Consider the following 26,193-nt stretch of genomic DNA (forward strand, 5'->3'; position numbering starts at 1 on the left):
GCTAATTTAATCACCTAACGTAATGAAGAAGTAATGGACAGTGCCTTGGTGCAACTTTCGTTTGCACTCCCATCTAGTGAAGACCCTTTATGTGCTGCGCTTGCGCATACTATGGAATATGAACAATTGCATTTTGCGGCTAATGAGCAAAAGCGTGTTGTATTTTGTTGTGTGCTGCCAGATGATGCCCATGAAGGTGATGTGATCTCTATCAGTGCAACGCGCCCTGATGCACGTGAGTCTGCGTACTTTACTGCGCATACTTTAACGCAACACGATCTAGATCAGCACGTTATTATGCTTACGTTAGAGGATGTTACTCACAGTGGTGAATTTGTATTGCAATTAATGCTACACGGCATGCATGCAACACTTAAAGACAGCGCCCAATTTGATGTCAGCATTGCAGCGAGCACATCACCAGAGCTATTAACTTCTGAGCAAGCTAAAAACCATGGCTTACGCCATTACATCAGTAATATTGGCGCAAGCTTTTTAGCCTTTTTCTAGGGCCTAGTCAGCAAAGCTAATTTTACCCATGGTAATATCGGGGATCCCTTGCTCGGTATTACCAAAGCATTGTTGCCCGCCCGACAAACATTCGTTCGCTAAAATTGCAAATAACACGGCTTCTTTTGCATCTGGGTTTATCCCCAACGAATCGGTGTTTTTTATAACAGAAAGTTCTGGGCAATTAGCCAAAATAATGTCCATTAATAATGGGTTATGAACTCCACCACCACTGGCGTAAACAGCCACATCGGTCAAGCCTTCGCTGCATTGGTTAATTGCTTTAGCAATCATTACCCCTGAAAACTGCACTAAAGTTGCCATCACATCAAAGTGCGATAAACTCTGCGTATTCGAGCGTGCTTGTGCTGCAAATAAATACTCTAGATTAAACACTTCAGGCCCGGTTGTTTTTGGAAACCCTAAAGCAAAAAACGCATCATCACACAGCGCTGCGAGTAAATCTTCACTTACCGTGCCTTTTGCTGCAATAGCGGCATCTTTATCATAATGAAGTGGTGCAAAATAACGCTGCACATAGGCATCCATAATGGTATTGCCAGGGCCTATATCAGAGCTAAAAACCGCTCGTGCATCTGCAGATTTAGGTAAGTAGGTTAAGTTTGCAATACCGCCCATATTTAGCAAAATACGGTTTTCGCTGGTACTTGTGAAATACAAGTAGTCACCATATACCGCAAGCGGTGCGCCTTCGCCACCCGCAGCAATGTGCTTTTGTCTAAAATCAGCTATGGTCGTAATACCTGCAGTCACCGCTAAATGATCGCTGTCACCAATTTGTAGTGTTGCATTGCCATATTCTGCACGCTTGTGTTGGTTTTTAGGGCAGTGATAAATAGTTTGTCCGTGGCTGGCAATCACATCAACAAGTTCTTTTGCTACTCCCCAGCTGGCTAACGTTTTGGCAACCATTTCACCATGTAATTGGCCAATCCAAGGGTTGAGTAAAGTGACTTCTTCAAGATCACATTCGCGTTTGGCGAACACTCGCTTTACACGCGTTTTATAATCATCGTCGTAGTCGACCGTCGTAAACTTTAATACTTCTACATGAGTGTTCATGCCCTGCCCTGATACTTCGCATAGCGCGATATCAAGGCCATCTAACGAGGTACCACTCATTAGACCAATTATTAATTTTCTTTCTTTTTTTGCGCTTAAATACAGTTTTTCAATATGTTGATGCATAAATAAATCACTTAAAATCAGCTTATTAGATGTAAATAAGCGGGTTGATGAGTTGGAATAGTTTATATTTTAAAATAATAGATTTAAAGAATAATTATTGCAAAGACTTTTAAATTGCTTTAAAACTGTACCGGTGAGCTCCCCAAAAGGAGAACACACAAGCATCATAACAAAAAGTATGACTCATTAAATTAACTAAATGGTCTAGGTCACTCACCAACCTGCGTTGATTTAAATGATAAAACGCAAGGGAATCATCATGAAAGCAAATACATCAACAGGGCATCGCTCGCTATTGCTGCTATCACCTTTAGCTCTCGCTGTAAGTTCAGTAATTAGTTATGCCCACGCAGAAGAAACTACTGAAGTAAAAAAACCTGAAGTGATCACCGTAACGGGTTCACGTATTCAACGTACCGAGCTGGTTTCAAGTAGCCCAGTGGTGAGCGTTGATGAAGCACAAATTCACCTAGACCGTGCAGTGAACGTTGAAGATATTACAGCAAAACTGCCACAAGCTGCGGCGGGTGCAAACAGCACCGGTGCCACAGTCGGTGACTCATTTGGCTCATCAACCATAGATTTACGCGGCCTTGGCCAAAACCGTACATTAGTACTTATTGACGGTACTCGCGCAGTACCATTTAGTTTTCGTAACTCGGTTGACGTGAACACCATTCCAGCCGGGTTAATTAAACGCGTTGATGTATTAACTGGTGGTGCAGCAGCGGTTTACGGCGCAGATGCCGTAGCCGGCGTTGTAAACTTTGTTTTAGACGATGATTTTACTGGCGCTGAGTTCTCAACCAGTTACGAAAGTGCCGATGGCGGTAACGAAAAGCTTAACTTTGAGGCTATTTTTGGCGGTGACATCGCCGATGGTCGCGGCCATGTAACAGGCTATATTGGTTATACAGAGCGAAAAGAGTTATTAGCCGGCGAGCGTGACTATGCGCTTGAAAACTCAACGGCAATGATCAACAGCGGTGGTTATTATACTGACGTTGCATCTGGCAATAGCATTGGTATTGCTGACTCAGGAGCTGTAACAAGTGATCGTCAAACAACTGATTTCACAGCTGACCGTTATTTAACTCAACCGATGGACCGTTTTTCTGCGGGCTTATTATTTGACGTTGATGTAAGCGACAGTGCCATTGCCTATGGCCGCGCAATGTATTCTAAAGTGACCGTAAATGGTGCGGGTGCCAGTGGTCAAACACCGATTTTTGTAAACGAGCAAGTGACCCTCACGCAAGACAACGCGTATATTCCAGATGAACTACGCGACCAACTCACGTTTGATAGCGAAGGCAATGCCCTTGTTAATGTTGAACGTAACCTAGGTTTAGCCGTGCAACACACCGAAGCGGTGCGTGATTCAATGCAATTTCAATTGGGTTTAAAAGGTGATTTAACTGACTACTTACGTTATGACGTATATGGCCAGTATGGCAAAACTGATGAAGTAGCCACCATATACAACAACGCATACCGTAATGATAACAGCGGTAATAGTCGCTTTGCTGCCCTTGCAAATTCAGTGGATATTTTTGATCCAAACCATGATTTCAGCGACTTTAGCGACCCATTGCTATATACCACTCGCGACCGTACACAAAGTGTGATCTCAGCAACACTGTCAGGTGACTCTGGATTCTTATTTGAATTACCAGCCGGCGCTATCGATTTTGCAATTGGTTATGAATACCGTAAAGAAACCGGTAAACAAACCCCAGGTGATGCATTTAGAAACGGTACCAGCTTTGCGTCTATCAGCGCATTTGATATGGATGCAAGCTTTAGCTCTGAAGAGTTCTACGCTGAAATTTTAGTGCCTATCTTAGTTGATAAACCTTTTGCTGAAGAGCTTAGCTTTGAAGGTGCCTACCGTATTTCTGATTACTCAAATACCGAAGCAGAAGACACTTACAAACTAGGTATCAACTGGGCAATAAACAGTGACATTCGTATTCGCGCCAACCGCTTAACCGCGTTTAGAGCACCTAACTTAGGTGAGTTTGCCAGCCCAATCACAGCGCTATCGTTATCGTTATTTGACCAAAACAGCGATCAGTTTGTACCACGCCTAGCAGGGCGTTATAACGGCGATCCATGTTTACTGGGCACCGGTGATGCGACTCAATGTGCTGCGTTTGGTGCGCCGCCTGTTGGCACCGAGTTTGATTCAAGCACGGCAGAGTACACCTACGGTGGTAACCCGAATATTAAACCTGAACAAGCTGAATCTGATACATTAGGCATTGTTTATACACCTGGCTATTTAGAAGGCTTTGATTTATCACTCGATTACTACAGTATTCGTGTAACAGATGCGGTAAGCCAAATTCAACCAGGTGCTGCACTGCAAAGCTGTTATGTTGATGACCCGAATCCAAACAACCCATTGTGTGGTGCGGTACTTCGCGATCCAAACACTGGTTTTATTAGCACAGCTATCGTCAATGACTTTAACTTAGCCGCAATTGAGCAAGAAGGTATCGACGTTGCAGCAAATTATGTGATTGATGCACCAGAGCAAATGGGTGGTCGTTTTAGATTCTCGTACCAAGGTAACTTTGTTACTAAGCAAACGCGCCAAAACAACAGTACGGTGGCTGAAATTGACTGTAAAGGAACGTACGGCAGCGCCTGCTCGGGCGACTTTGCGAGTATCCTGCAAGCTGATTACAAACACCGCGCAAGCATTGATTGGCAGTTAGATAACATGAACTTCCAACTTGGCTGGCGCAGAATCGGTGAAGTAGAGTATGCTGTTGACCGTTCAGAAACAATTTCAGCACAAAATTACTTAGACTTTGCCGCTGCATGGCAAGTTAATGAGGAACTTGCTGTTAACTTTGGTGTCGATAACTTATTAGACCGTGAACCACCAACACCTGAAGTAGGCGCAAACCACTTTAACACCGTGAGTGATTATAGTGTGATTGGCCGCTCAGTCGGTGTTTCACTGAGATATGCTCCAAGCTTCTAATTAATCCTACTGTTTTAGCTACACAGGATTGATCCCCTCAAGCGCACCCTGCCCGGTGCGCTTTTTTATTTTAAACAGGCTGTAATTATGTCAACAATAAAAAAGGGACAGTGTTTAGATTGTTGGTTATGATATGAGCAACAAAAAACAGCAAGGAAGATGTAATGCTCAAATCAATAAAGTCAAAAATCCCATTTATTTTCCTAATTAGTATTAGTCTTTTTTGGGGTATGTATTACCAAGGTAGCCACCCGTTAAATGACTTTGGTAAAGCAAACTTTGAATGGTTATACCTGCTTGATGCACTGATAGTATTACCTGTACTTTGCTTAATATTAATTAAAAATAAGAAAGAAGCAGCTTTAAAAGCCTTGATGTTGTGCTCACTAGCTATTTTAGTGGGGAGTTACATTGTTCCCGAACAAAACAAGTTTTTAATGCATTTCTTAGAGCAAGGTCGTTACGGGATTTTAGCTTTGATTGTAATTTTAGAGCTAAGCGCTCTTATTACTGTGTACCTGGCAATAAAATCCGCTTTAAGCCAGCAGACCGACCCAGACACAGCTATAGAAAGGCCAATTAAAAAGCTTTTCAAACAAAGTGCTATTGCAAACTTTTTATGTTTCGAAACACGGATGTGGGCTTTCTTATTTTACGCTAAACACATTAAACCTAGTTATTTCACTGGTGAACAACATTTTAGTTATCATAATAAAGACGGCGCACAAGCTAACTTACTTGGCTTTATTTTTATTATCTTATTAGAACTGCTCATGATGCACTTCTTCATACACTTTGTGTGGTCATCAACAGCAGCAAACATAATCACTGGTTTAACTATATTTAGTCTTTTATTCTTCATTGCAGAATACCGAGCAGTTGCAAAGCGTCCTGTTTCTATTAGTAAATCACAACTCATTATTCGCTGTGGGCTCTATCCTGCTTACAATATTGCTTTAGAAAATATCAAATCCATTGATTTAAATACCGACTTTATTGCACGCGCTCGTTCAATCAAACGTTACAACTATTCTGGCTACCCGAATATTAAAATTAAGCTCATTGAACCTATGGGTGATATCAACACTGTTTTCCTGGGACTAGATGACCCTCATCATTTTATAAACGCAATGAACAAGGAACGAACAAATGCCATTTAACGAGCAAGAGCGCAACGCGCTTTTAGCACTCAAAGGTGTTGGGCCAACGGTGATAAAACGGTTTGAAGAAATCGGTATTGAATCGTTTGAGGAGTTAGCCGGGTTTGATGCCAACACAATTGCTGAGCGAGTCGCGACGATGCTGCATTCAAGTTGTTGGCAAAATAGTCCGCAAGCAAAAGCGGCAATCACCGCCGCGATTGCACGAGCAAAACAAGGCTAAAGCTCAATCACTTCTATTGCACCGCGCTTTTGCATGGTGACATACACTTTGTTTTGCGTCTCATTGAAAGCCAAATTCGTCGGATGCTGGCCTTTTAATTGATAGCTATTTAAGAGTTTGCCGTTTGGCGAGACTTCAAGCACTTTCCCTTCGCCGTAACGAGTAATAAAGACGTGCCCTTGATTATTAACGCGCATGCCATCTAAGCCATGATCAGCAAACTTAATCAAAGCTTTTTTGTTACTAATGTTTAAGTTCTCATCTAAGTCATATTGCCAAACAACTCGCTGCACACTCTCGTTCACATAAAGCTTCGTGTTGTCGTGATTAACCGCTACCCCATTGGTGGTACCCATGTTTTTTTCGAGTAAATGAGTGCTGCCATCTGCATTAATACGCCACAGCTGGCCCGTTTCGTTCGCCCAGTTAGGGTCACTTGCAAACAGCGCCCCGCTTTTGGTGATAGCAATGTCATTGGGTTGATTCATTTTACTATTATGGGCGAACACTTCTGCTTTATTGCTGCCAGCAGGTACTTTTAAAATATTGTGGTTAACATAATCAGCAATAAACAAATTGCCTTGTGAGTCAAACTGTAAGCCATTACCAACGCTGTCATTTGGTAGCCTTACAAATAACGATGTTTTGCCCATGTTATCAACGCGGCCAATGGTTCCTTGCTGGGCATAGTTCACCGCGTACAAGGCACCGTTATACATGGTTGGCCCTTCAACGCCTTGCGTAAAAACGTTATCTTTAACAAAGTCTTGGCTATCAACTGCAAAGGTTAACGGTGAGTTTAAAAGTAATGTAATTGCCAGTGGCTTAAGTAGTTTCATAGGTCTTCCTTTTACTCATCTAAACTCGTGTATACCGCTAAAATTGGGTATTCGTTTTCACCAAAAGATAATGTCAAAGAACGCTTTTCGCCATCATCTAACTTAATACCTTCGTCAAAGCTCTGAGGATGAACACGACGCCCATCGGCAAACAGCGCCATAATATGGTCAGCCTGAAGAATTCGCGACCCCGATGCTTTATTTTCAATCGTCACAACCGCTAAACGGCGACCACTTTCACTGCTCATTAATACACTATGGACAATGCTAAATTGGCTTTGCTTAGGGTAACGCTTGGCATCATTCTCAAATGAAAAAGCACTGCCAGAGAGCATGACCGGATCCACTGATAGTACATCGGTATTGGCTTGACCAGAGGTTGCAAAAACCGCTGCACATAATAGTAAAATGCGCTTCATATCAATCCTTTTCAATTAACTCAGCCTAAAAACAGCATACACCGTTCCTATAACCAGTGCAAAACCGTGAGTAACCCTATAATGAGCGTGTTACTCAGCAATTACAATTTTAGTGTTGATTTTTAATGTTATGCCCGCAAAACGTTAAAGGCGTATCTTAATTTACTGCTGGCAAAAGGAGCCTAGTATGTCTGATATTCAAAATCGTCAATATATTCTTGAGACACGTCCAAAAGGCGTAGCGAATGATAAAAATGTTGTTTTAAAAACTAACTCAGTATCAGCGCCAAAAGATGGCGAGGTATTACTCAGGACCATTTATCTATCACTTGATCCCTACATGCGAGGACGAATGAGTGATGCTGAATCATACGCTGATCCTGTAAAGATTGGTGATGTGATGGTAGGCGCAACCGTATGCCAAGTTGAGCAATCAAACCACCCTGACTACCAAGAAGGTGAATGGGTGTTGGCATACACAGGCTGGCAAGAATACGCAATAAGCGACACTGAAGGCTTAATGAAACTGGGGAAAAACCCTGAAAATCCTTCGTATGCACTTGGAATTATGGGTATGCCTGGTTTTACCGCCTACATGGGGCTTTTAGATATTGGTGAGCCAAAGCCGGGCGAAACAGTCGTGGTTGCTGCAGCTACAGGGCCTGTCGGTGCAACTGTAGGGCAAATAGCTAAATTAAAAGGCTGTAAGGTCGTTGGCGTAGCTGGCGGTAAAGAAAAATGTCAACATGCCGTTGAAAACCTAGGCTTCGATGCCTGTATTGATCACAAAGAAAATGATTTTGCAGAGCAGTTAAGCGCAGCGTGTAATAATGGTATTGATGTTTATTACGAAAATGTCGGTGGCCATGTATTTGATGCTGTGTTACCCCTGTTGAATACAAAAGCACGTATTCCGTTATGTGGTTTAGTATCACAGTACAACGCTACCGAGCTGCCGCCAGGTCCAGATCGCTTATCTATGCTTATGAGTCACATTTTAAAGAAACGCATTAAAGTACAAGGGTTTATTATTTTTGATGACTACGCCCATCGTTATGAGGAATTCGCAAAAGACATGCAAACATGGTTAAGCGAAGGAAAAATCAAATATAAAGAGCATCTTGAAGCTAATTTCGAAAATACGCTGAACGCCTTTAATGCGATGTTAAATGGTGAGAACTTCGGTAAAACTGTCGTGCAAGTTCAGCAGCCAATTTAAATTTCAAGGCGTAGTCAGCTTGGCTACGCCATTTTTAAGGATAACGAATGATTAAATTACACCATTTAAATAAATCACGCTCTAAACGTATTATTTGGTTACTGGAAGAGCTTGGTGTCGATTACGACATTGTTGCTTATCAACGCAATAAAGAAACCTTCTTAGCACCTGATGAACTAAAACAAATTCATCCGCTGGGTAAATCGCCCGTTATTGAAGATAACGGTAAAGTAATTACAGAATCTGGCGCAATTACCGACTACTTAATTAGTAAGTACGGTAAAGGCAAGTTTATGCCAAGCCTGCAAAACGACAACTATGTTGATTATCAGCAATGGCTTCATTTTGCCGAAAGCTCAGCAATGGTCCCTTTTTTATTAAAATTATTTATTACAAAAGATGGCTGTAAAACCAACTTTATTGGTGATTATGCTGATCATGAAATTGGCAAGATACTGAGTTATGTTAATCAGCAATTAAAAGGTAAGCAGTACTTAGTGGATGAAACTTTGACCGGCGCTGATTTTATGATGTCTTTTGTTGTAGAGAAAGCTGATGAGGCAGGCCTGCTAGCACATTTCCCTGAAATTAAACGTTATTTAGAGCAACTGAAAACTCACGAAAGTTATCACACAGCCAATGAGCTAGAAGCAAAATACGGTTAACTCAATAAACAAAGGTACTTCCTGTACCTTTGTTTGTCGCAAAGCGTTGAAGGTGGACTACAGCCATACTTTTACTTCACCAATATTATCAAATAAGTCAGCGCAGCTACCATTTAAGCCGCACACACTCGATTGCGGCCTGACTTTTTAGCCTGATACATGGCTTCGTCAGCCCTTTCGATTGCCGCCTCGATATCGTCATCGGCATTTATTAACGAAACACCAAATGAGCCTGTCACATTGATGTGTTTACCTTTGCCAATTTCAATTTTTAAAACTTCAACGCCAGCTCTTAATCGCTCAGAAAGTGATTTGGCACCTTCTAGCTCTGTTTGGGGTAAGCAGACTAAAAACTCTTCACCGCCATAGCGATATAGTTGGTCGTACTTCCTTAAGTGAGATTTAATACATTTAACAAGGGCTATTAATACCTTATCGCCCGCAGCATGGCCAAACTCATCGTTCACTTGCTTAAAGTGATCAAGGTCGATCATTATCAGTGCGCAGCTCAGCGATTTACGTTTGCAAAGCTCATGCTCTTTTTGTAGGTTTTCAACTAAATTTGTTCGGTTTGATGCACCCGTTAAAGGGTCTCTTGTGTGCAGCAATTCAGAGAATTCATCGATAAGGGTTTCAAATAATTCATGCAAGCTATCTAAATCGGCATGAAACTGGTCCAATAAATTAGCCGGAATAACGGACTTAGACTCTTTTAACGATAACAGGACTTTGGCACCTTGATGCATCTTTTGATGCGCACAAGCGATTTCAGAAAAGTAAGGGTGAAGACTTATGGTGTGTTCGGGTAGCTTATTAAACCATTGCCCAAAACGACAAAGGTTATGAGCATTATCTGCTAAGTCTTGTTCATCTGCAGGTATGTCTGCAATTAAGCACCTTAATAAATTTCTATACCATGACTGGTGCCACTCAATGGCCTGCTCGATTTCTGCAATCACGTCTTCAAGCTGTGTATTCGACAGAGAATTAATGCCCTGCTCGGTATTTTGATGCATAGCCAATGAAAAGACTTCCGCTTATTATTTTATTTCCTAAAACAGTACCTAAGGTAAGTTACAAACTCAACCTAAAGCGCTAGAAATAGATGGCTTAATCGACTAATCGATAACCAACAGCGGGCTCAGTTAAGATATGTTTAGGGCTTGCCGCATTTTGCTCAAGCTTTTGTCTTAACTGACCAATATGTACACGCACATATTCAGGGCGATTAATATACTGCTCTCCCCACACCTCAGATAAAATAGCGTTATGCGTTAATACCTTGTCTTTTTGCTGAAATAACAACAGCAAAATAGCGTACTCTTTTTTAGTTAGTTTGACTTCTTCAGCACCTTTACGCACCACATGTTTATGTGGGTCGATGTGAATATCGCCACATTGCAGGGTCAGGCTTGGTGTTGTTTGCATACGCAGTAGCACCCGAATACGTGCTAGTAATTCGTTTGCGCTGAATGGTTTGGTCAGGTAATCGTTAGCGCCGTTATCAAGGGCGGTGACTTTTTCTGTTTCGCCGTCGCGTGCAGAAAGTACCAAAACAGGGAGCAGGCTCCACTGCCTAAACTCCACCAGCCAATCTTGGCCATCCATATCGAGCAAACCTAAATCAAGCAGCACTAAATCAAACTGCTGCTGGCTTAAAAGTGCAAACGCATCAAGCCCTTTCGCGCACACACTGACTTCATGGTTACTTGCTTTGAGCAGTGTTTTTAAAAAACTTTGCAGAGGCGGTGAGTCCTCTAAAACCAAAATATTAGCCACGGCTGTTACTCCAAATTAATTTAGCTGTTGCCTGCTTTGTCTGCTCATTGAGGGTTAATTCAAAGCGCCCCTGATGACATTTAGCAACCACATCGCAAATAACACTCCCTAGGCCAACGCCTTCATCTTGACTCGTCTCGTGCTTATTAGCAAAAGGGTTAGTTAACACAATTTGGTATTCGTCTTGTGTTTCAATAAATTGCATGTTCGCCGAACCATCTCCGTAACGAGCTGCGTTTTCGAGCATATTGGCAAAGGCAATTTCCAGTAGGGTTTCATCGCCAAAACAGATGCTTTGTTGCTGAGCTTCGATATGCAGTTTAAAGTTTTGTAGTTGTTGCTGACGGCGTGATTTAGCTTCGCTAATTAAGGTCAAAATGGGTAGATTTTGCCATTTAATATTCTCAGCTAACTTATTCACTTTACTGAGCTCCATGACTTTATCAAAGTGCTGGTTAAGTATTTTACTTTGCTCATAAATGTTAGCAACTTGCTCTTTGATAACCTCAGAGCCTAGTTGGATATCATCATCAGCCAACATGCTTGATGCGCCCATAATGGTCGCTAATGGCGTGCGTAAGTCATGGGATAAACTCCGTAATAATGTATTTTTTGACCTCTCTAGCTCCGCCTGTACTTTTATCGCCGCTGATTGCTCGCGTAGTAAGGTTTTTTCTTGAACCTGATACAGTAAAGAGCACGCTGTATTCGCCAAAGCCTGTTGCTCTGCATTAAGTGCTTTGGCAAACGCGATGCCGCCAAATTCAGCTTGTTGTTCATTTAAATAAATAAACTGCTTAGAGGCTACTAACTGCCAATCACACGCAACCTTTAAATGCGCGGCCATGGTTGTTAAAAACAGCTGCTTTTGCTCCTCAAGGCTATCGAGATCATTAAGCTTTTTTGCTAACTCATACAATAAGCGACTATTACTTGCATGTGCTTGCACATCGCGAACCTTGGTATTGAGCTCCCCGGCTAGGTGGCTTATGACTAAACCCACAATCAGCATCACCAAAAAGGTGACCACATATTCAATATTTTCGATATGAAAAGTAAAATACGGCACCACATAAAACCAGTCAGTACAGGCGACACTTACTAAGGTGGTAAACGCAGCAACACGACGATTACTGCGCACCGCAACCCAGGTCACCCACAGCAGCTGTAGCATCACAATATCAGTGGTTGTAAACAGTTCTCGAAACGGAAATATCGCGAGCACCACCACAAGTGGCATCAACACGCTTAAAAATGCGGCTTTTAAATACTGTATTTTGAATACTGACTGCATCATCTTTTCACTTATTTTTTGTCCCTATTAGATTAAAGGGTTTTCAGTTTTGTCACCATAAAGTTTTTATAAAGTTTTTTTATCTCAGCATAAAATCTTTATAAAGCTTTCAAGCTCTCTAAAGACTTCTGTTTTTTTGCTATTAGCATTTAGCGCGTACCCACAATAGCGAGAAAGACAATGGCTCAGTTTGCAGTTATAGGATTAGGACGTTTTGGCGTAACCGCCTGTTTAGAACTTTCAAAACAAGGTCATACAGTGTGTGCCGCCGATATAAGCGAAAGCACCGTTAATCACTATGCCGACCAACTTAGTTTTACCGTGGTGGTTGATGCCAGTGATGAAACACAATTAGCACGGCTCGATTTACCCAGTTGCCAAGCCGTATTGGTGGCCATTGGCGAGAATATTGAAGCCAGTATTTTATGTGTATTGCATTTAAAAAACTTAGGTGTAAAGCAAATTTGGGTAAAGGCCTGTACTAAAAGCCACCATCAAATACTAAGTAAACTCGGCGTTGACCGTATCATTCACCCTGAAGAAGAAATGGGCGTAAGGGTTGCACAAGCGCTTAACTACCCAATGGTTAATCAATATTTCCCGCTTAACCAATCCACGTTTATTGTTGAACTAGGCATTGATCTACAGCTTTCAGGTCGCAAAATTGGCTGGCTACTCAAAGAGCGTAATAGCGATATTAAACCACTCACACTACGACGTGATGATTATTTCAATACAGAGCTGACTAACGACACCGAACTGCGCCACGGCGATAGTTTGGTGCTACTGGGCTCTAAAACTTACTTAACTAAATTAGCAAAACGGTTTCGTGCATTATGATTAACTGGCAAGCCAACGTTTACCCTAAACAATTTAGCGGTGTAAAGTGCCGTAAGCGGCAAAAAATAAACCCACCATTAGTGCTCACTATCGGCTTTATTGTGTTAATTATGCTCGGCACGAGCTTGCTTATGCTGCCAATGGCAAGCACCCAACCGATCAGTTGGCTCGATGCATTATTTACGGCAACCTCTGCGGTTACAGTAACAGGGCTGGTGGTCATCGACACAGGTACTGATCTGACTGTATTTGGTCAAAGCGTAGTAATGCTGCTGATTCAAATAGGTGGTATTGGCTTTATGACAGTGGCGGTGATTTCAATATTAAGTTTAGGAAAAACTCTAGGCTTACAGCAACGCTTACTAGCCAGTCGCGCTTTCGACACTAACGATTTAACCTCGGTGATCAAGGTTGCTAAGTATGTTTTAGTGTATTCATTAGTGATTGAGTCGGTGGCATTTTGCTTACTCTTTATTAGTTGGTTCGATGACTACGGCGCACTAAAAAGCGCCTATCACAGTCTGTTTTATACGATTTCGGCGTTCAATAATGCGGGTTTTGCGTTAAGTGGCGATAGCTTATCGGCATTCAAAGGCGATATAACCGTAAACCTGGTGATCACCACTTTGTTTATCATAGGTGGCTTAGGGTTTACGGTGCTGATTGATATCTACAAACAAAAACGCTGGTCATTACTGTCAACCAATACCCGCTTGGTGTTAATTGCCACCTTAGTGCTCAACTGCATCGCATTTATATTGATTTTTTTCTTTGAACACGCCAATCCGGCGACATTAGCGCCGCTATCAACGTCTGAGCAGATATTAACGGCTTGGTTTCAAACGGTGACACCTCGTACCGCAGGGTTTAATACCCTACCGATTGATGGTTTGAGTCAAGATTCAACGCTTTTGACTATGCTGCTGATGGTGATTGGCGGTGGTTCAGTCAGCACCGCGAGCGGCATAAAACTAGGCACCTTTGTGATCCTAATTTTAGCGATGCGCAGCTATTTAAAACAGCAAACCACGGTCACCGTGTTTAACCGTCAGCTGAGCGACAAGTTAGTGATCAAGGCATTAAGCGTCATGATACTGTACTTATTTATCGCTTTTACCAGCATTATGATCATCACCAAGCTTGAACAAGGGTCGTTACTTGATATTACCTTTGAGGCAATTTCGGCACTCAGTACCGTAGGTCTTTCGCGAGGTATTACTGGGGATTTAAGTGCGCCTAGTCAGCTCATCATCATATTGCTGATGTTGATAGGTCGGGTTGGGCCATTAACATTTGCTTATTGTTTTGCTCGCCAGCACAGCCAACCTTTGACCTACCCTACTACCAGTATTCAAATTGGCTAAAAATCTGTAAAAAAGGCAACCAAGAAAAGGTTGCCTTTGGACTTTATTTGGAATTTCTAAGTAGAAATTAACTTAAATTCTTCATCTTCAAAACTAGTAGCAAAACTGTAGATACTTTTCCTATCTTCAAAGAGAGTGAATTTTGTATTAAGCATTTTCATTTCATTAGTAACTTCATCGTATGCTTTTAAAAACTCTGTTTTTTGGCTTTTGGGCTTCTCAAGCGTAAATAGCATGTTTTGTGCTTCAATAGCTCCAGCCTGAATTAATCGCCTAACGCGATTTATCCATTGTTCACCGTGTTCTATTAATGCTAATGGTTTTGTTTGATTAAAAGACAATGGCTTTATTGCTTTAGTAATTTGACTTCCTTTTGTTACAAAAGGAATATCAATTTGAACACCCAAGCCAGCAGGCAATTTCTGCTGAGTATAATGCACGCCCCTGATATTATCTTTTAAATCTTGTCTTAGAGCCTTAACCATTTGCTGTTCGCGGTACTCTTTAGTCACAAAGTTTCTGGCTATATACTTGTTATATAGCTGTTCAAGTGCGATTTGAGGAGCTTCATGCAGTACAGCTCTTGTCTCACTAAAACTAACAATCCCTTCCCTGAACCGAGTAACTTCTTCAAGCAACTTAACTTGTTGTTCGCCATAAAACCTAGAGCCTAAGCTTTTCACTCTTGTTAATTCTTTTTCAAAAGTAACTAAAGCACTTTTATAAAGCTCACCGTTTAAATCGTCAAAAAATTCTGTAACTCGACCAAAGCTTTTAGGTGCTAATTTGTAGTCAACAAAACCTGTTTTTGGAGAGAATAATAATATTCCAACATTGGCAAATTCTTGTGTTTCACTGAAAGGCATAAAACGTATGATTGAGTATTTGCATAAATTTTTCATCTTATATCCTCCCAAAATTTTGCCAATTTAAATTGTTTTAATACTACGATTATTTCACTCTCAATGCTATCTAAATCATAATATTCAAGCCATTCTTCAGGTAAAGAGTTTATGACAGCATCAATATTTTTTAATGAAGCCTCCATCTTATCTTCGTACTCAACCCGGCTCCAAAGTGGTAACTGCGGATCATTCCAAGCTGACCTGCCTAAGTGTAATTCTTTATGCTTCTCTAAAGAAAAATTAGGTTCAAAAGACAAATTATGATCGAGTACATAAACTTCTTTTTTTAAGGGCTCATAGAACAGATTTGGATTACCTCCAAGGCTTGTTAGATTCCTATCATCATTTTTTATCCAATAATCAAAAATATAGAGATCTCTTAAAAGTTCATTTGATAAAAATTCCAACTCAGCAAATGTAACATCTTGAATATTAGGTATGAATCTAGAACCAAAACACATACCAGGACCAAGATCATCATATCCATATTCAACAAGTGCATCATCAACATATATGAGATCATAATCAGGGTTAGGTAAACCAAAACTTCTACATAAATGCGCAGCAATCCACTCTTTAACCAACCCTTTAGCTGTAGCACGAGCACCTTTTACAATGTATTGCTCATCATTTTCAGTCCTACACAAAAATGGTGTCGTCTGGCCTTGTTTAAATTGTCTGACAATTTCCGTAACAGCTAACATTTATATCCTTAAAAACTCAAAGCCTTATATAGAAAGTATAATTTTATTTCGCGAATAAACTTTATACACGTTTTTGTATATTTCAAACTATAAATATTTATTAAACATTAATCTATCCGCTACAACTGCTGGAGCAAGGCATTAATATCACTGTAGCGCTGCTGTTCACAAAGGCCAAAACCTGAAAGCTGCCTGACTTTGTTGCGGGTAAATAAAGGCACGCTCATGCCCGCTAAAAACCGGCACTGGGTGTCGATGCTGACATCACTAATCCCTTTAGCGGCTAAGTGCTGTTTAAGCTCAGCAATTTTGCTGGCAATCACATTTTGCTCAGGCATTTGATGCACTAATGAATAACTAAGTTTTACCTGCTGGCCCCTACATACTGAACAATGGCCACATTGCTGGGGTGCATTCTGATCATCAAAATAGCGGGCTAAGTTATAACTTAAGCAGTTATCTAGCTCAAAAAAGCGTACTAAAGTGGCAATACGTTTAATTTCGGCCTGCTCTTTTTCGATAAAATATTGGTGAAGTTGCAGTGCTAAATCTGCGTGGCTTATTACCGAGTTATTCACCTCATACACTTGCGTAATACGTTTAGTTTCAAGGGCAATATGACCTTTTTCGGCCAAATAATCGAGCGCTGCAACCACGCGCTTTCTATCAACTTGAGTGGCACGGGTTAACGCATCAAAATTAAGTGTGCCCCAAATTTTCTTAAACTCAGTGTGTTTGAATACCTGTTGTAAAAACGCTTGTCGGTCAGCATCAAACTGGCTAAGTAGCTCGTTTTGCTCCGTTAAAAACTTATATTTAAAATCGGCGTAATAGGCATATAAAGGCGTAATAGCCCCTTGCATCTCTAACTGTACTAGTAAGGTTTTTAACGCTAAAGCACGAATATTACTTTCGCTCGATAAGCTGTACTCTTGCATTTCCCACTGGTTGTTCGTTTGTTCGTTGCGAATGTTATTAATGACATAGTCAATCCCACTTTGCTCGGGAGTGTCGGCATAAACGAAGTTCTCAACGGTATTTAAGCCATCAAGGTTTGCTAGGGTAAAACAGTTTGACGGCGCACCATCTCGCCCTGCACGGCCAATCTCTTGGCTATAGTTTTCAATCGATTTTGGCAAATCATAGTGGATCACAAAGCGAATATCAGACTTATCAACGCCCATTCCAAAAGCAATGGTTGCCACAACGATATTGATTTTACCCGCCATAAAATCATCTTGGATTTGCCAGCGTTTATCATCCTCAAGGCCTGCATGATAAGCCACCGCATTAAAGCCCGCTCTTGCCAAGCCTTCTGCTACTTGCTCAGCGGTATGTTGTAAGGTGACATAAACAATCCCAGCACCTTGTTGGCTGGCTATAATACTGGCTAATTGCTGAGGTTTTTCTTGGCTTGCAACACTGAGCACTGATAAGTCGAGGTTGCTGCGGTAAAAGCCAGTTTGCACCACACATTCTGGGGCAATAGCAAAACGCTCGCACATATCGCGCTTTACTTTTTTAGTCGCTGTAGCAGTGAGAAGTAATACCAGTGGAATATTAAGCTCTTCACGATAGCGCGGCAGCTTTAGGTAATCAGGCCTAAAGTTGTGACCCCATTCAGATATACAGTGCGCTTCATCAACCACCAGCATCGAAATAGGCACTTGTTTAATAAATTCACGAAAGCGCTCATTCTTAAAACGCTCAACTGAGACCATTAAAATTTTCACCTTTCCTGCTCGCACATCACTCATTACCGTATGACTTTGCTCACTGGTTTGGCTTGAATCAAGGCTTGCCGCGTAAATACCTTTGCTATTTAAAAAGCTGATTTGATCTTTCATCAGTGCCAATAATGGCGAAACTACTAAGGTCAAATTAGGTAGGTGCATTGCAGTTAATTGATAGCACAAAGATTTACCCGAGCCAGTTGGAAAAATTGCCAACGACGATTGCTGATTTAATAACTGCTCAATGGTTTGTTGCTGACCTTGGCGAAACTCATTAAAGCCAAAGTATTGATTCAACGAAGTGTGTAGTGGTGTAGTCATCCTGATCCCTCACTTTCATTTCCCTTTTCAGGTAATGATAGGTCTCTTACTGCGAATTAGCCATGTTAACGTGTTTAACTCAATCTCCCAAGGCCATTGATATAACTAAGCGCACTATATTGTTCTTAACAGGTACTGACAAAATCAGTAAAAAGGCGCACAATGGACGCGTTGCCATGGGGTATTGATGGATGGACTTACAATACCTAAGCGCTTTTTCGCAAGAGTGTTTAGGTATTATACTTTTGAGGGCAACGTAATGATTAACCAACCTCCTAAAATCGTGATAATCGGTGGTGGCGCTGGTGGCTTAGAACTAGCAACACAATTAGGACACAAACTCGGGAAAAAACGCCAAGCAGAGATACTTTTAATCGATAAAAACCGCAGCCATATTTGGAAGCCGTTACTTCATGAAGTAGCGACGGGGTCGATTGATGCCGATTTAGACGGCGTTGTATACTCAGCTCATGCAGCAAAACATCATTATAATTTTCAACTCGGCAGCTTTTGCCACTTAGATCAAACCAACAAAACCATCACTTTAAGTGAGTTAAAAGACGAACTTGGCCACCGTATTTTACCTGAGCGCCAAGTCAGTTATGACTACCTAGTACTTGCTATAGGCAGTGTCAGTAACGACTTTAATACCCCAGGCGTTAACAAGCATTGTTTCTACCTTGATTCAAACCAACAAGCTGAGCGCTTTCAGCATGCCCTACTCGATAACTTCACCCGTTTACATCAAGATGACGACCCACAGCATTCTTTAACCATTGCTATAGTCGGCGGTGGTGCAACCGGGGTTGAGCTGTCGGCAGAGCTTTATCATGTATCAGACATGCTGAAAATGTATGGCCTGAATAAAATGACCGCTAAACGCTTACACATTGATTTAATTGAAGCAGGGCCGCGAATTTTACCCGCGTTACCAGAGCGTATTGCAAACTCAGCTAAGCGTGAACTGGTTAAATTAGGGGTAACGGTGCGCGAAGGCACGCAAGTAAAAGAGGCCACAGAAAACAGCTTTATCACCAAAAACGATGAACATATCAAAGCCGATATTATGGTTTGGGCTGCGGGTGTAAAAGCCCCTGATTTCATTAAAGACATTGGTATCTTTGAACTTACCCGCAATAACCAAATTAAGGTGAACCAATATCTGCAAAGTAGCGTTAACGACGATATTTTTGTGATTGGTGATTGCTGTGCATTTACTCAAGAAGATGGCACGCAAGTGCCACCCAGAGCGCAATCGGCTCATCAAATGGCGCAATGTGTTGAAAAAAACCTTATAGCCACACTCAAAAACCAGCCTCTGAGTGCCTTTACCTACAGTGATCATGGCTCTTTAGTTAACTTGTCACGCTACAGCACAGTAGGCAGTTTAATGGGCAACCTAACCAGTAATAGCTTTTTTATAGAGGGTAAAATAGCGCGATTTATGTATATTTCGCTCTATCGTATGCATCAACGTGCCATCCATGGCAGTGCAAAAACCTTTGCACTGTGGATCAGCGAAAAAGTACTACGCGTTGTTAGGCCAAAAATGAAACTGCATTAAGCTACAGCATAAAGCCGGCAAATTAGTTGTTTGTCGGCTATTTGTGCACTTCGTCCCCAAGTCATTGACATCAAAATATAAAGCCATACACTTCAGGCAAAATAAATCCATGGATTGAATATGAAAAAAGGTATTTCACTAACCGTTTTTGCAGGGCTTTGTGCCTGTGGGACTTACCTGATATTAGATAAACCCACTCCCATCGAAGCGATAAGCAACAAAGTCTCGACATCTTCTGCTACTGTCGCTGAACAAAATAACGCTACGAGTTTATTTGAACCATTAAGCCTGCCAAATAGCAAAGCATCAGAGCTGGCTAAGCTCAAGCTAGCCAAACACCAGTGTAAGCAACAAAGTTTAAAAGCCACTCAAGCTGCAGCTGATCACAGTCAAATAGAGGCAGCGATTAAACAAGCATTAAAAGACGGTGACTCTCTTGAAGATATTTTAAGTTATTCAGAGCTTGTGAAAATATCTTACCGTTCATTTAATACCTTAGTTATTAACGCCATCAAAGAGAATGCAGAACAGCAATTTCAATATGCCTCATCTGTTAACATACTAAAAAGCTGGCAAGGACTTGAGGTCATTGATTATTTTGATGCTGATACAATCAACCAACTAACGGCAGTTAATGGACCCCTTAGTCAAAATACAGGTTCAATGATGTTTAATGTTCCATTACCTGAGCAAGTAAACAAAACAGCATTGTACAAACTATTAGATAACAACGATGATTTTAATACCTATTTAAAAACACCATTTAAAATCGGTCCATCACGGCTCATTTCACCATCTATTTTGTTTCTTGCTAATGCTCATGCGCTTAGTTTGACTGAGTTTGAAAACGCAATATCCAGCAAAGAGTTTACTGTTAACGACATTGCTGTGGCTTTAAAAAGCAACTTACCTAATGATTATTTAACAGCCCTCATCTCTCAAACAGCACAGCTAGGCGGCTCGCCTACAGCAATGAGTGATGACTTTATGGATGAACAATTGTATTTAAACCTTGCTGATGTGGCTGTGAGTGAATTTAACGTACCAATTTTAAAGTTGTTAAGTGAACGAGGTATTGAGCCCACTAATCAGCCAAATGTATTTACAGCGATGGATATAGCCATTGTAAACCTAAAGGGCAGCTCAAATAGCGAAGTACAGCCACTAGAGAGCAAACACTTAGAAACACTAAGTTATCTAAAAAATAAAGGTTATCGAGCTCACGGCGAGCTTGTGCGCGACACACCGAACGATAGGCTACTGATGCTTAAATCTTCATTCTTACCGAGTAGCCTTTTATTTGTTGGCGACCAAGTTGCTAATGATGCTTTTTCTCAGTTCAAAGATTTAAAGCTAATCCCAAATAACCAAGCATTTAAACGTAAAGAAAAAGATAACTCTGCAATATCAAAAGCACTCAGTGCCTATGAGAGACAAAAACAGCAAGCCAAAAAAATAACTCCTGAGTGTGAAACGATAGATCAGCGGATCAATTCACTAGAAGCGATAAAAACACGCTCTCAAGCACTCGAAGAATTAGAAACGCTCGAAGCGCAACAAGGCTTACTAACTCCCAATACGCTTCAAGAAATCGACCCTGTACAAGTTCATAATTGGCAATTCTTGCATTCAAATGAGTATAAATATCAAACCTCAACGCAGTATCAAGCCTTTAAAGAAGCAATTGTCGAAAAAGACTTTAGTACTGTTGCAACGATTACCCAAACAGCAAAGCTCAGTACCCACCAGACAAATATGTTGCTTGCAGCAACAATAGCAAACGCTCAACAATTGACGTCTATTTGGCAAAACAGAGTCGCTCCAACTGCACCTGAAAATCTTTTTGTATTTACTAAGTTACCATTAGCACAATGGCAAACATTAGCCGATAGTGGCTTTGATTTTTCATTAAAAGACATGCAAAACAACGATATGTATTTTTATGCAAGCATGCATTCAAAAGAAGCAGTTAAGTTTTTAATGAGCCTTGCAGTTGCACATGATTTTTCTAAACCTGGGCTTGATATTCTCGACCAAGCACTGGAGCAAAGCTATAACACACAAACCCTCGCAGACTATATGCCAAGCGCATTAAAACTTGTTGAGCAATATGAGCCTAACCACTTTCGCCGTGCTGAGCGTCTAAAAGTTTTTGTCCCTGATGTTTATGAAGAGCTTATTAAACTTGAGCCAAAACTTGCACCCAAAGGTGGCACTGTAATGAATAACTATCAGTACAGCGCTTATTAAGCTCCTTACCTATTTGAGCCGTAAATTAACCTATCTGTTTACGGCTTAGCCGCGTATAATGCCCACTTTTTGTGGGGCGCAAAAATTGAATATTATTACTCTAAGCGTTTTATCGCTTGCTATGTCGACTGATGCTTTTGCAGCTTCAATCACCAAAGGTAGTACGCTTAAAAATCCTCGTGTTCTGAGTGCAATCAAGCTGGGTTTATTGTTTGGCTGTATCGAAGCTATCGCACCGATTGTTGGCTGGCTAATTGGCAGTGCTGGTGCAGATTACGTTGAAGCCTTTGATCACTGGATTGCCTTTGTGTTGTTAGTGGGTTTAGGTGTTCATATGTTGCTTGAGAGTCGTAAAGAAGATGACGACGATGAAGAAGAACTTGCCCCGAATACCAAACGCTCTTTCATTGCCACATTACTAACCGCTGTTGGCACTAGTATCGATGCCATGACAGTAGGTATTAGCCTTGCTTTCATGAAAGTGAACATTTACTTAGCAGCCGCCATGATAGGCCTAGCAACCACAATTATGGTTACCATCGGCGCACTACTTGGTAACGTAATGAGTGGCTGGGTTGGCAAAAAGGCCGAAGCAATCGGTGGTGTTGCACTTATCTTTATCGGCTGTGGCATCCTATACAGCCACACCATGGCTTAACCTAACAGCTTATCAAACTCTTCTTTGGGCATGGGCTTATGAAAATAGTACCCTTGCCCAAGCTCGCAGCCTAAATCGATTAAACTATTTAAGTGTTGCTTTTCTTCAATACCTTCAGCCACAATTTGCAAATTCAAGGTATGCGCTAAGCTGGTGATGGTTCTAACAATGTCCATACTTTGTGTATCGGTGAGCATATCTCTCACAAAAGATTGATCTATTTTGAGTACATCCACGGGAAAGAGTTTTAAATAAGACAAACTTGAATAGCCCGTACCAAAGTCATCAATGGCAATGGCTAACCCTAAGTCAGAGAGCTTATTAAGCATCATTTTTATTTCTTCAAAATCATGCATCAACGCGCTTTCGGTTACTTCAAGCTCTAACAGTTCGCTGGCAAGCCCCGCTTGTTCAATGGTATCAGCAACGAGATTACAAAAATTACCATCGGTAAATTGTTTTGCTGCAATGTTCACGGCAACCTTTATGTTATGCCCTTTATCGGCCCACTCTATTAGCCGCTTTACAGCTTTGCTTAAGCACTGACTGGCCCAAAGCATGAATAAGACCTGTTTCTTCTGCAAGGGGTATAAAATCCAGTGGTGAAATTAGCTTATTCTCGTCATCTCTCAGTCGCACTAGGGCTTCAACACCAATAATTTTTTCTGTCAAAAGCGCTAGTTTCGGCTGATAAAACACCTCAATCTTATCTTGCTCAATAGCATGTCTTAAGAGCTTTTCAACGCTTTGACGCTGCTTAAATTGATACTCTAAGTCATCGGAGTAATAGCAAAAACGGTTACGCCCCTGCTCTTTCGCACGGTACATGGCTGCATCGGCATGAGTCATCATCTCTTCTGCTTGAGTAGAGTCCGCAGGGTTAACACTCACCCCCACACTGACCGATAATATATACTCTTGGCTATCAATACGAAACGGCTCATTCATAGTATTAATAATATCGCTGGCAATGGCATCGACCACAGAAGTACTCTGCACGTCAGGTAATAAAATTACAAATTCATCGCCGCCAATTCTAGCTAACGTGGTATTTAAATCGATGAGAGACTCAAGGCGCTTAGCCACATGTTTAATAATTAAATCGCCTTGATGATGACCTAGGGTATCGTTTAAGTACTTAAAGTGATCGATATCAATCAGCATTAAAGCCACTTTCTTTTTCATGCTCATAGCGACTTTACATGCATGAGTGACCCTATCATGCAATAACACCCGATTAGGCAAGTCTGTTAGTAAATCATGATTAGCTAAATGGCTCATTTTCACTGCCATCGCGATTGATTCACTGACATCATGAAACACGATAATACCGCCAATGATATTACCTTCAATATCACGTATTGGCGCAGCTGAATCTTCTACCCTATATACTCGCCCATCAAGCCCAGTTAATTGACTATTTAACGCCATAGCAACAATGCGCTGCTCTTTTAAAGCAACAGATATAGGATTGACGAGTGTTTTGTTAGATGTTGCATCAACGAGCTTCATTACCTCTTCAATATGACGCCCTTTTGCTTCTTCAGCGTGCCAACCTGTTAATCGCTCAGCAATAGGGTTCATAAAGTTAATAATTGCATTATTATTTGTAGCTATTACGGCATCACCAATAGAATTAAGCATAACCCGTAAACGTTCAGACTCATTCGATAGCAGTTTTTTTGTATGGGTAATTGAGGTGATATCCGAAAGAGTAAGAATAACACCAACAACTTCTCGCTCTTTTATTCTTAAATTTATTTGCGCTCTAACATATTCAATCTTATTGCGAGGGCTAGGCAACTGAATATTTAAAACTTCTTGCTCTATGCCCTTAGTCAAGCAGCGATGAAAAGCCTCATACAATTCATCTGGTAATACATCTTTAGCGAAACAACCTAACATTTGCTCGCTGCTTTTTGAAAACCAATGGCTGGTTTCATCATTACTAAAGAGGTTTTCCTCGGTATTTGACCAGTAAGATATATACACAGGTACTTGCGCAACGAGTGTCGAAATATCATTTTTTGCAGCCAGTATTTGCGCCTCTTGGTGTTTAAGCTTTAACTGGTTTTGTACTCTCAGGCGACAAATGTTCAAATCAACGGGTTTATGAATAAGATCAATCCCACCGCTTGCAAAACTTTGATATTCAAAAATTTGCTCATTATGAGAGGTAACGAAAATCACATGACTTTGCGCGGTTTTAGGGTTGTTTTTAAGTTTTTTACACACCTCAAAGCCATTCATGCCAGGCATTTCAATGTCGAGCAAAATCACATCTGGCTGAAAGAAAACTGCTTTCTCAATTGCTTGAGTGCCATTATCGCAACAAACAATCTCACCAAGGTCGCTAAGCGACTCGGCCATAATCATCAAACTAGTCGGCTCATCATCCACTACAAGCACTTTATTGTGTGAATTTTCATGATGAGAAAAAAGCATATCCATCGCCTCTGTAAATAGTACTTAAAAAAACTCTAGTCCTATCTCAGCAGACGCGCCAACATAAAAAATAATTTTTTAATTCTTAAGTTGTAGAAAATCCCAAAATCCGGTCTATGATTTATTTATCGCGTGGAGGGAATAGTTTGCAACCGGTAGCTAGTCGCACAGATTTAAAGCTTAATAATTCTGTTATTTTGATTGTTGATGATGAACCAATTAATACAACCGTAATAGAAAGTTTGCTCTCGCCCTACTATAAAACTCACACTACAGATTGCGGTGAAAACGTGCTGCACCTGTGCGAAACCGTTAAGCCAGATTTAATATTGCTTGATGTGATGCTTGGTACTATGAGCGGCCTAGATGTTTGCAAGCAATTAAAAAAACACTCCCAATACAAAGATATTCCGGTGATATTTATTACCGCTATTATGGATCAAGATGACCAAAATCGCTGCTGGCAAGCAGGCGCCGTCGATTTTGTATCAAAACCGGTTTATGGCGTCACATTACTTAATCGCGTAAAAGCGCATTTGACCTTAAAAAAACAAGCTGATTTGCTCAAAAACCTTTGTGAACACGACAGCCTCACTGGTTTAAACAACCGACGATTTTTACAAAACACCCTTGATCAAAACATTCGTTTAGCCATCAGAAACGATAAAGCCCTTTCGGTATTAATGCTCGATATTGATTACTTTAAACAGTACAACGACTCTCTTGGCCATCAACAAGGTGACGAATGCCTAAAACGCGTTGCTGATGAAATCAAAAAAAGTGTTAACCGCCCAACTGATACCACTATCCGCTATGGCGGTGAAGAATTTTTATGTGTATTGCCAGACACCGATATTCAAGGGGCACAATTTATTGCCCATAAGCTATTGGCAAACATTCGTGAACTAAATATTGAACACCCACATGCAACCTCTGGAGTCCTCTCTATTAGTATTGGTAGCGCAACATTTTCTGGGCATGAAGCCATCGACACTGACGAACTAATTCGCAGTGCCGACAAAGCGCTCTATCAAGCCAAGCATCAAGGGAGAAACCGCTGTGTTTGCATACTTGCTGAACCCAGTTTTAGCTTTTAA

At 41.1% G+C, this 26,193-nt stretch carries 23 protein-coding genes; 12 read left to right on the forward strand and 11 right to left on the reverse strand.

What is annotated here, in order from left to right; all coding sequences use genetic code 11:
• The first annotated feature begins 33 nt into the window (after window positions 1-33).
• Window positions 34-510: a hypothetical protein gene (locus tag EXT43_RS19845; RefSeq protein ID WP_063704069.1), complete on the forward strand. Its 477-nt coding sequence runs from the start codon at window positions 34-36 to the stop codon at window positions 508-510.
• A gap of 3 nt (window positions 511-513) precedes the next feature.
• Here EXT43_RS19845 and EXT43_RS19850 read toward each other — a convergent pair whose 3' ends face one another.
• A complete protein-coding gene (locus EXT43_RS19850; protein ID WP_130167755.1) occupies window positions 514-1,719 on the reverse strand; it encodes an anhydro-N-acetylmuramic acid kinase in 1,206 nt (401 codons plus the stop codon).
• 259 nt (window positions 1,720-1,978) lie between these two features.
• Between EXT43_RS19850 and EXT43_RS19855 the strand changes: the two genes are divergently transcribed.
• The 3 genes from EXT43_RS19855 to EXT43_RS19865 all read left to right on the forward strand — a co-directional run bounded on the left by EXT43_RS19855 (window position 1,979) and on the right by EXT43_RS19865 (window position 6,097).
• Window positions 1,979-4,714, forward strand: coding sequence for a TonB-dependent receptor (locus EXT43_RS19855; protein WP_130167756.1), 2,736 nt, complete (start codon window positions 1,979-1,981; stop codon window positions 4,712-4,714).
• A 164-nt stretch (window positions 4,715-4,878) separates the two neighbouring features.
• Window positions 4,879-5,874: a hypothetical protein gene (locus tag EXT43_RS19860; protein ID WP_062564720.1), complete on the forward strand. Its 996-nt coding sequence runs from the start codon at window positions 4,879-4,881 to the stop codon at window positions 5,872-5,874.
• Window positions 5,864-6,097 carry a helix-hairpin-helix domain-containing protein gene (locus EXT43_RS19865; protein WP_063527592.1) on the forward strand — a complete coding sequence of 78 codons (234 nt, stop codon included), beginning with the start codon at window positions 5,864-5,866 and terminating at the stop codon, window positions 6,095-6,097. Before EXT43_RS19860 ends, EXT43_RS19865 begins: the two co-directional genes overlap by 11 nt.
• Here the strand turns inward: EXT43_RS19865 and EXT43_RS19870 are convergent.
• Together EXT43_RS19870 and EXT43_RS19875 are read right to left on the reverse strand one after the other, a co-directional pair.
• Entirely contained in the window at window positions 6,094-6,936 is an 843-nt protein-coding gene (locus EXT43_RS19870) for an SMP-30/gluconolactonase/LRE family protein (protein ID WP_130167757.1), read from the reverse strand. The two genes, EXT43_RS19865 and EXT43_RS19870, sit on opposite strands and share 4 nt — an antisense overlap.
• Before the next feature lie 11 nt (window positions 6,937-6,947).
• Window positions 6,948-7,355: a hypothetical protein gene (locus EXT43_RS19875; protein WP_062564723.1), complete on the reverse strand. Its 408-nt coding sequence runs from the start codon at window positions 7,353-7,355 to the stop codon at window positions 6,948-6,950.
• 187 nt (window positions 7,356-7,542) lie between these two features.
• Between EXT43_RS19875 and EXT43_RS19880 the strand changes: the two genes are divergently transcribed.
• Window positions 7,543-8,574 carry an NADP-dependent oxidoreductase gene (locus tag EXT43_RS19880; RefSeq protein ID WP_062564724.1) on the forward strand — a complete coding sequence of 344 codons (1,032 nt, stop codon included), beginning with the start codon at window positions 7,543-7,545 and terminating at the stop codon, window positions 8,572-8,574.
• A gap of 47 nt (window positions 8,575-8,621) precedes the next feature.
• Window positions 8,622-9,239 (forward strand): glutathione S-transferase, encoded by a 618-nt coding sequence (locus EXT43_RS19885; protein ID WP_062564725.1) that lies wholly within the window; start codon window positions 8,622-8,624, stop codon window positions 9,237-9,239.
• Between the two features lie 113 nt (window positions 9,240-9,352).
• On the opposite strand, the gene EXT43_RS19890 is transcribed toward EXT43_RS19885, so the two are convergent.
• From EXT43_RS19890 to EXT43_RS19900, 3 genes are all read right to left on the reverse strand, one after another.
• Window positions 9,353-10,255 (reverse strand): diguanylate cyclase, encoded by a 903-nt coding sequence (locus tag EXT43_RS19890; protein ID WP_240701552.1) that lies wholly within the window; start codon window positions 10,253-10,255, stop codon window positions 9,353-9,355.
• A gap of 94 nt (window positions 10,256-10,349) precedes the next feature.
• Window positions 10,350-11,018 carry a response regulator transcription factor gene (locus tag EXT43_RS19895; RefSeq protein WP_062564727.1) on the reverse strand — a complete coding sequence of 223 codons (669 nt, stop codon included), beginning with the start codon at window positions 11,016-11,018 and terminating at the stop codon, window positions 10,350-10,352.
• Window positions 11,011-12,315 carry a DUF4118 domain-containing protein gene (locus EXT43_RS19900; RefSeq protein WP_240701545.1) on the reverse strand — a complete coding sequence of 435 codons (1,305 nt, stop codon included), beginning with the start codon at window positions 12,313-12,315 and terminating at the stop codon, window positions 11,011-11,013. The genes EXT43_RS19895 and EXT43_RS19900 overlap by 8 nt, the downstream gene beginning before the upstream one ends.
• A gap of 177 nt (window positions 12,316-12,492) precedes the next feature.
• Between EXT43_RS19900 and EXT43_RS19905 the strand changes: the two genes are divergently transcribed.
• Both EXT43_RS19905 and EXT43_RS19910 read left to right on the forward strand, forming a co-directional pair.
• Window positions 12,493-13,152: a TrkA family potassium uptake protein gene (locus tag EXT43_RS19905; protein WP_054553462.1), complete on the forward strand. Its 660-nt coding sequence runs from the start codon at window positions 12,493-12,495 to the stop codon at window positions 13,150-13,152.
• Window positions 13,149-14,516, forward strand: coding sequence for a TrkH family potassium uptake protein (locus EXT43_RS19910; RefSeq protein ID WP_130167759.1), 1,368 nt, complete (start codon window positions 13,149-13,151; stop codon window positions 14,514-14,516). Before EXT43_RS19905 ends, EXT43_RS19910 begins: the two co-directional genes overlap by 4 nt.
• 56 nt (window positions 14,517-14,572) lie before the next feature.
• On the opposite strand, the gene EXT43_RS19915 is transcribed toward EXT43_RS19910, so the two are convergent.
• The 3 genes from EXT43_RS19915 to EXT43_RS19925 all read right to left on the reverse strand — a co-directional run bounded on the left by EXT43_RS19915 (window position 14,573) and on the right by EXT43_RS19925 (window position 18,179).
• Window positions 14,573-15,418, reverse strand: coding sequence for a DUF3037 domain-containing protein (locus tag EXT43_RS19915; protein WP_062564730.1), 846 nt, complete (start codon window positions 15,416-15,418; stop codon window positions 14,573-14,575).
• Complete coding sequence (locus tag EXT43_RS19920) at window positions 15,415-16,125, reverse strand: HipA family kinase (RefSeq protein WP_062564731.1); 711 nt, start codon at window positions 16,123-16,125, stop codon at window positions 15,415-15,417. The genes EXT43_RS19915 and EXT43_RS19920 overlap by 4 nt, the downstream gene beginning before the upstream one ends.
• Before the next feature lie 119 nt (window positions 16,126-16,244).
• Window positions 16,245-18,179, reverse strand: a complete 1,935-nt coding sequence (locus EXT43_RS19925) for a RecQ family ATP-dependent DNA helicase (protein WP_130167760.1) — start codon at window positions 18,177-18,179, stop codon at window positions 16,245-16,247.
• Window positions 18,180-18,438: 259 nt separating this feature from the next.
• On the opposite strand from EXT43_RS19925, the gene EXT43_RS19930 reads away from it, so the two are divergent.
• The 3 genes from EXT43_RS19930 (at window position 18,439) to EXT43_RS19940 (ending at window position 22,651) form a co-directional block, all read left to right on the forward strand.
• A complete protein-coding gene (locus EXT43_RS19930; protein ID WP_130167761.1) occupies window positions 18,439-19,743 on the forward strand; it encodes an NAD(P)/FAD-dependent oxidoreductase in 1,305 nt (434 codons plus the stop codon).
• A 120-nt stretch (window positions 19,744-19,863) separates the two neighbouring features.
• Window positions 19,864-21,993 (forward strand): hypothetical protein, encoded by a 2,130-nt coding sequence (locus EXT43_RS19935; RefSeq protein WP_130167762.1) that lies wholly within the window; start codon window positions 19,864-19,866, stop codon window positions 21,991-21,993.
• An 85-nt stretch (window positions 21,994-22,078) separates the two neighbouring features.
• Window positions 22,079-22,651, forward strand: a complete 573-nt coding sequence (locus tag EXT43_RS19940; protein WP_062564755.1) for a manganese efflux pump MntP family protein — start codon at window positions 22,079-22,081, stop codon at window positions 22,649-22,651.
• Here the strand turns inward: EXT43_RS19940 and EXT43_RS20875 are convergent.
• A complete protein-coding gene (locus tag EXT43_RS20875) occupies window positions 22,648-23,211 on the reverse strand; it encodes an EAL domain-containing protein (protein WP_240701546.1) in 564 nt (187 codons plus the stop codon). The two genes, EXT43_RS19940 and EXT43_RS20875, sit on opposite strands and share 4 nt — an antisense overlap.
• A complete protein-coding gene (locus EXT43_RS19945; RefSeq protein ID WP_240701547.1) occupies window positions 23,150-25,096 on the reverse strand; it encodes a diguanylate cyclase in 1,947 nt (648 codons plus the stop codon). The genes EXT43_RS20875 and EXT43_RS19945 overlap by 62 nt, the downstream gene beginning before the upstream one ends.
• A gap of 146 nt (window positions 25,097-25,242) precedes the next feature.
• Here EXT43_RS19945 and EXT43_RS19950 point away from each other — a divergent pair, with 146 nt between their 5' ends.
• Complete coding sequence (locus EXT43_RS19950) at window positions 25,243-26,193, forward strand: diguanylate cyclase (RefSeq protein WP_240701548.1); 951 nt, start codon at window positions 25,243-25,245, stop codon at window positions 26,191-26,193.

The organism is Pseudoalteromonas sp. CO109Y (genome assembly GCF_004208935.1).
In the GTDB taxonomy this organism is placed as follows: Bacteria; Pseudomonadota; Gammaproteobacteria; order Enterobacterales; family Alteromonadaceae; genus Pseudoalteromonas; species Pseudoalteromonas shioyasakiensis.

Excerpts from the sequence above, each read along its gene's own strand:
- EXT43_RS19870 (WP_130167757.1), bottom strand. The coding sequence starts at position 6,936 with ATGAAACTACTTAAGCCACTGGCAATTACATTACTTTTAAACTCACCG.
- EXT43_RS19900 (WP_240701545.1), bottom strand. The coding sequence starts at position 12,315 with ATGATGCAGTCAGTATTCAAAATACAGTATTTAAAAGCCGCATTTTTA.
- EXT43_RS19875 (WP_062564723.1), bottom strand. The coding sequence starts at position 7,355 with ATGAAGCGCATTTTACTATTATGTGCAGCGGTTTTTGCAACCTCTGGT.
- EXT43_RS19880 (WP_062564724.1), top strand. The coding sequence starts at position 7,543 with ATGTCTGATATTCAAAATCGTCAATATATTCTTGAGACACGTCCAAAA.
- EXT43_RS19855 (WP_130167756.1), top strand. The coding sequence starts at position 1,979 with ATGAAAGCAAATACATCAACAGGGCATCGCTCGCTATTGCTGCTATCA.
- EXT43_RS19935 (WP_130167762.1), top strand. The coding sequence starts at position 19,864 with ATGAAAAAAGGTATTTCACTAACCGTTTTTGCAGGGCTTTGTGCCTGT.
- EXT43_RS19845 (WP_063704069.1), top strand. The coding sequence starts at position 34 with ATGGACAGTGCCTTGGTGCAACTTTCGTTTGCACTCCCATCTAGTGAA.
- EXT43_RS19915 (WP_062564730.1), bottom strand. The coding sequence starts at position 15,418 with ATGAAAAATTTATGCAAATACTCAATCATACGTTTTATGCCTTTCAGT.
- EXT43_RS19890 (WP_240701552.1), bottom strand. The coding sequence starts at position 10,255 with ATGCATCAAAATACCGAGCAGGGCATTAATTCTCTGTCGAATACACAG.
- EXT43_RS19945 (WP_240701547.1), bottom strand. The coding sequence starts at position 25,096 with ATGCTTTTTTCTCATCATGAAAATTCACACAATAAAGTGCTTGTAGTG.
- EXT43_RS19905 (WP_054553462.1), top strand. The coding sequence starts at position 12,493 with ATGGCTCAGTTTGCAGTTATAGGATTAGGACGTTTTGGCGTAACCGCC.
- EXT43_RS19920 (WP_062564731.1), bottom strand. The coding sequence starts at position 16,125 with ATGTTAGCTGTTACGGAAATTGTCAGACAATTTAAACAAGGCCAGACG.
- EXT43_RS19865 (WP_063527592.1), top strand. The coding sequence starts at position 5,864 with ATGCCATTTAACGAGCAAGAGCGCAACGCGCTTTTAGCACTCAAAGGT.
- EXT43_RS19930 (WP_130167761.1), top strand. The coding sequence starts at position 18,439 with ATGATTAACCAACCTCCTAAAATCGTGATAATCGGTGGTGGCGCTGGT.
- EXT43_RS19860 (WP_062564720.1), top strand. The coding sequence starts at position 4,879 with ATGCTCAAATCAATAAAGTCAAAAATCCCATTTATTTTCCTAATTAGT.
- EXT43_RS19850 (WP_130167755.1), bottom strand. The coding sequence starts at position 1,719 with ATGCATCAACATATTGAAAAACTGTATTTAAGCGCAAAAAAAGAAAGA.
- EXT43_RS19925 (WP_130167760.1), bottom strand. The coding sequence starts at position 18,179 with ATGACTACACCACTACACACTTCGTTGAATCAATACTTTGGCTTTAAT.
- EXT43_RS20875 (WP_240701546.1), bottom strand. The coding sequence starts at position 23,211 with ATGCTTTGGGCCAGTCAGTGCTTAAGCAAAGCTGTAAAGCGGCTAATA.
- EXT43_RS19885 (WP_062564725.1), top strand. The coding sequence starts at position 8,622 with ATGATTAAATTACACCATTTAAATAAATCACGCTCTAAACGTATTATT.
- EXT43_RS19910 (WP_130167759.1), top strand. The coding sequence starts at position 13,149 with ATGATTAACTGGCAAGCCAACGTTTACCCTAAACAATTTAGCGGTGTA.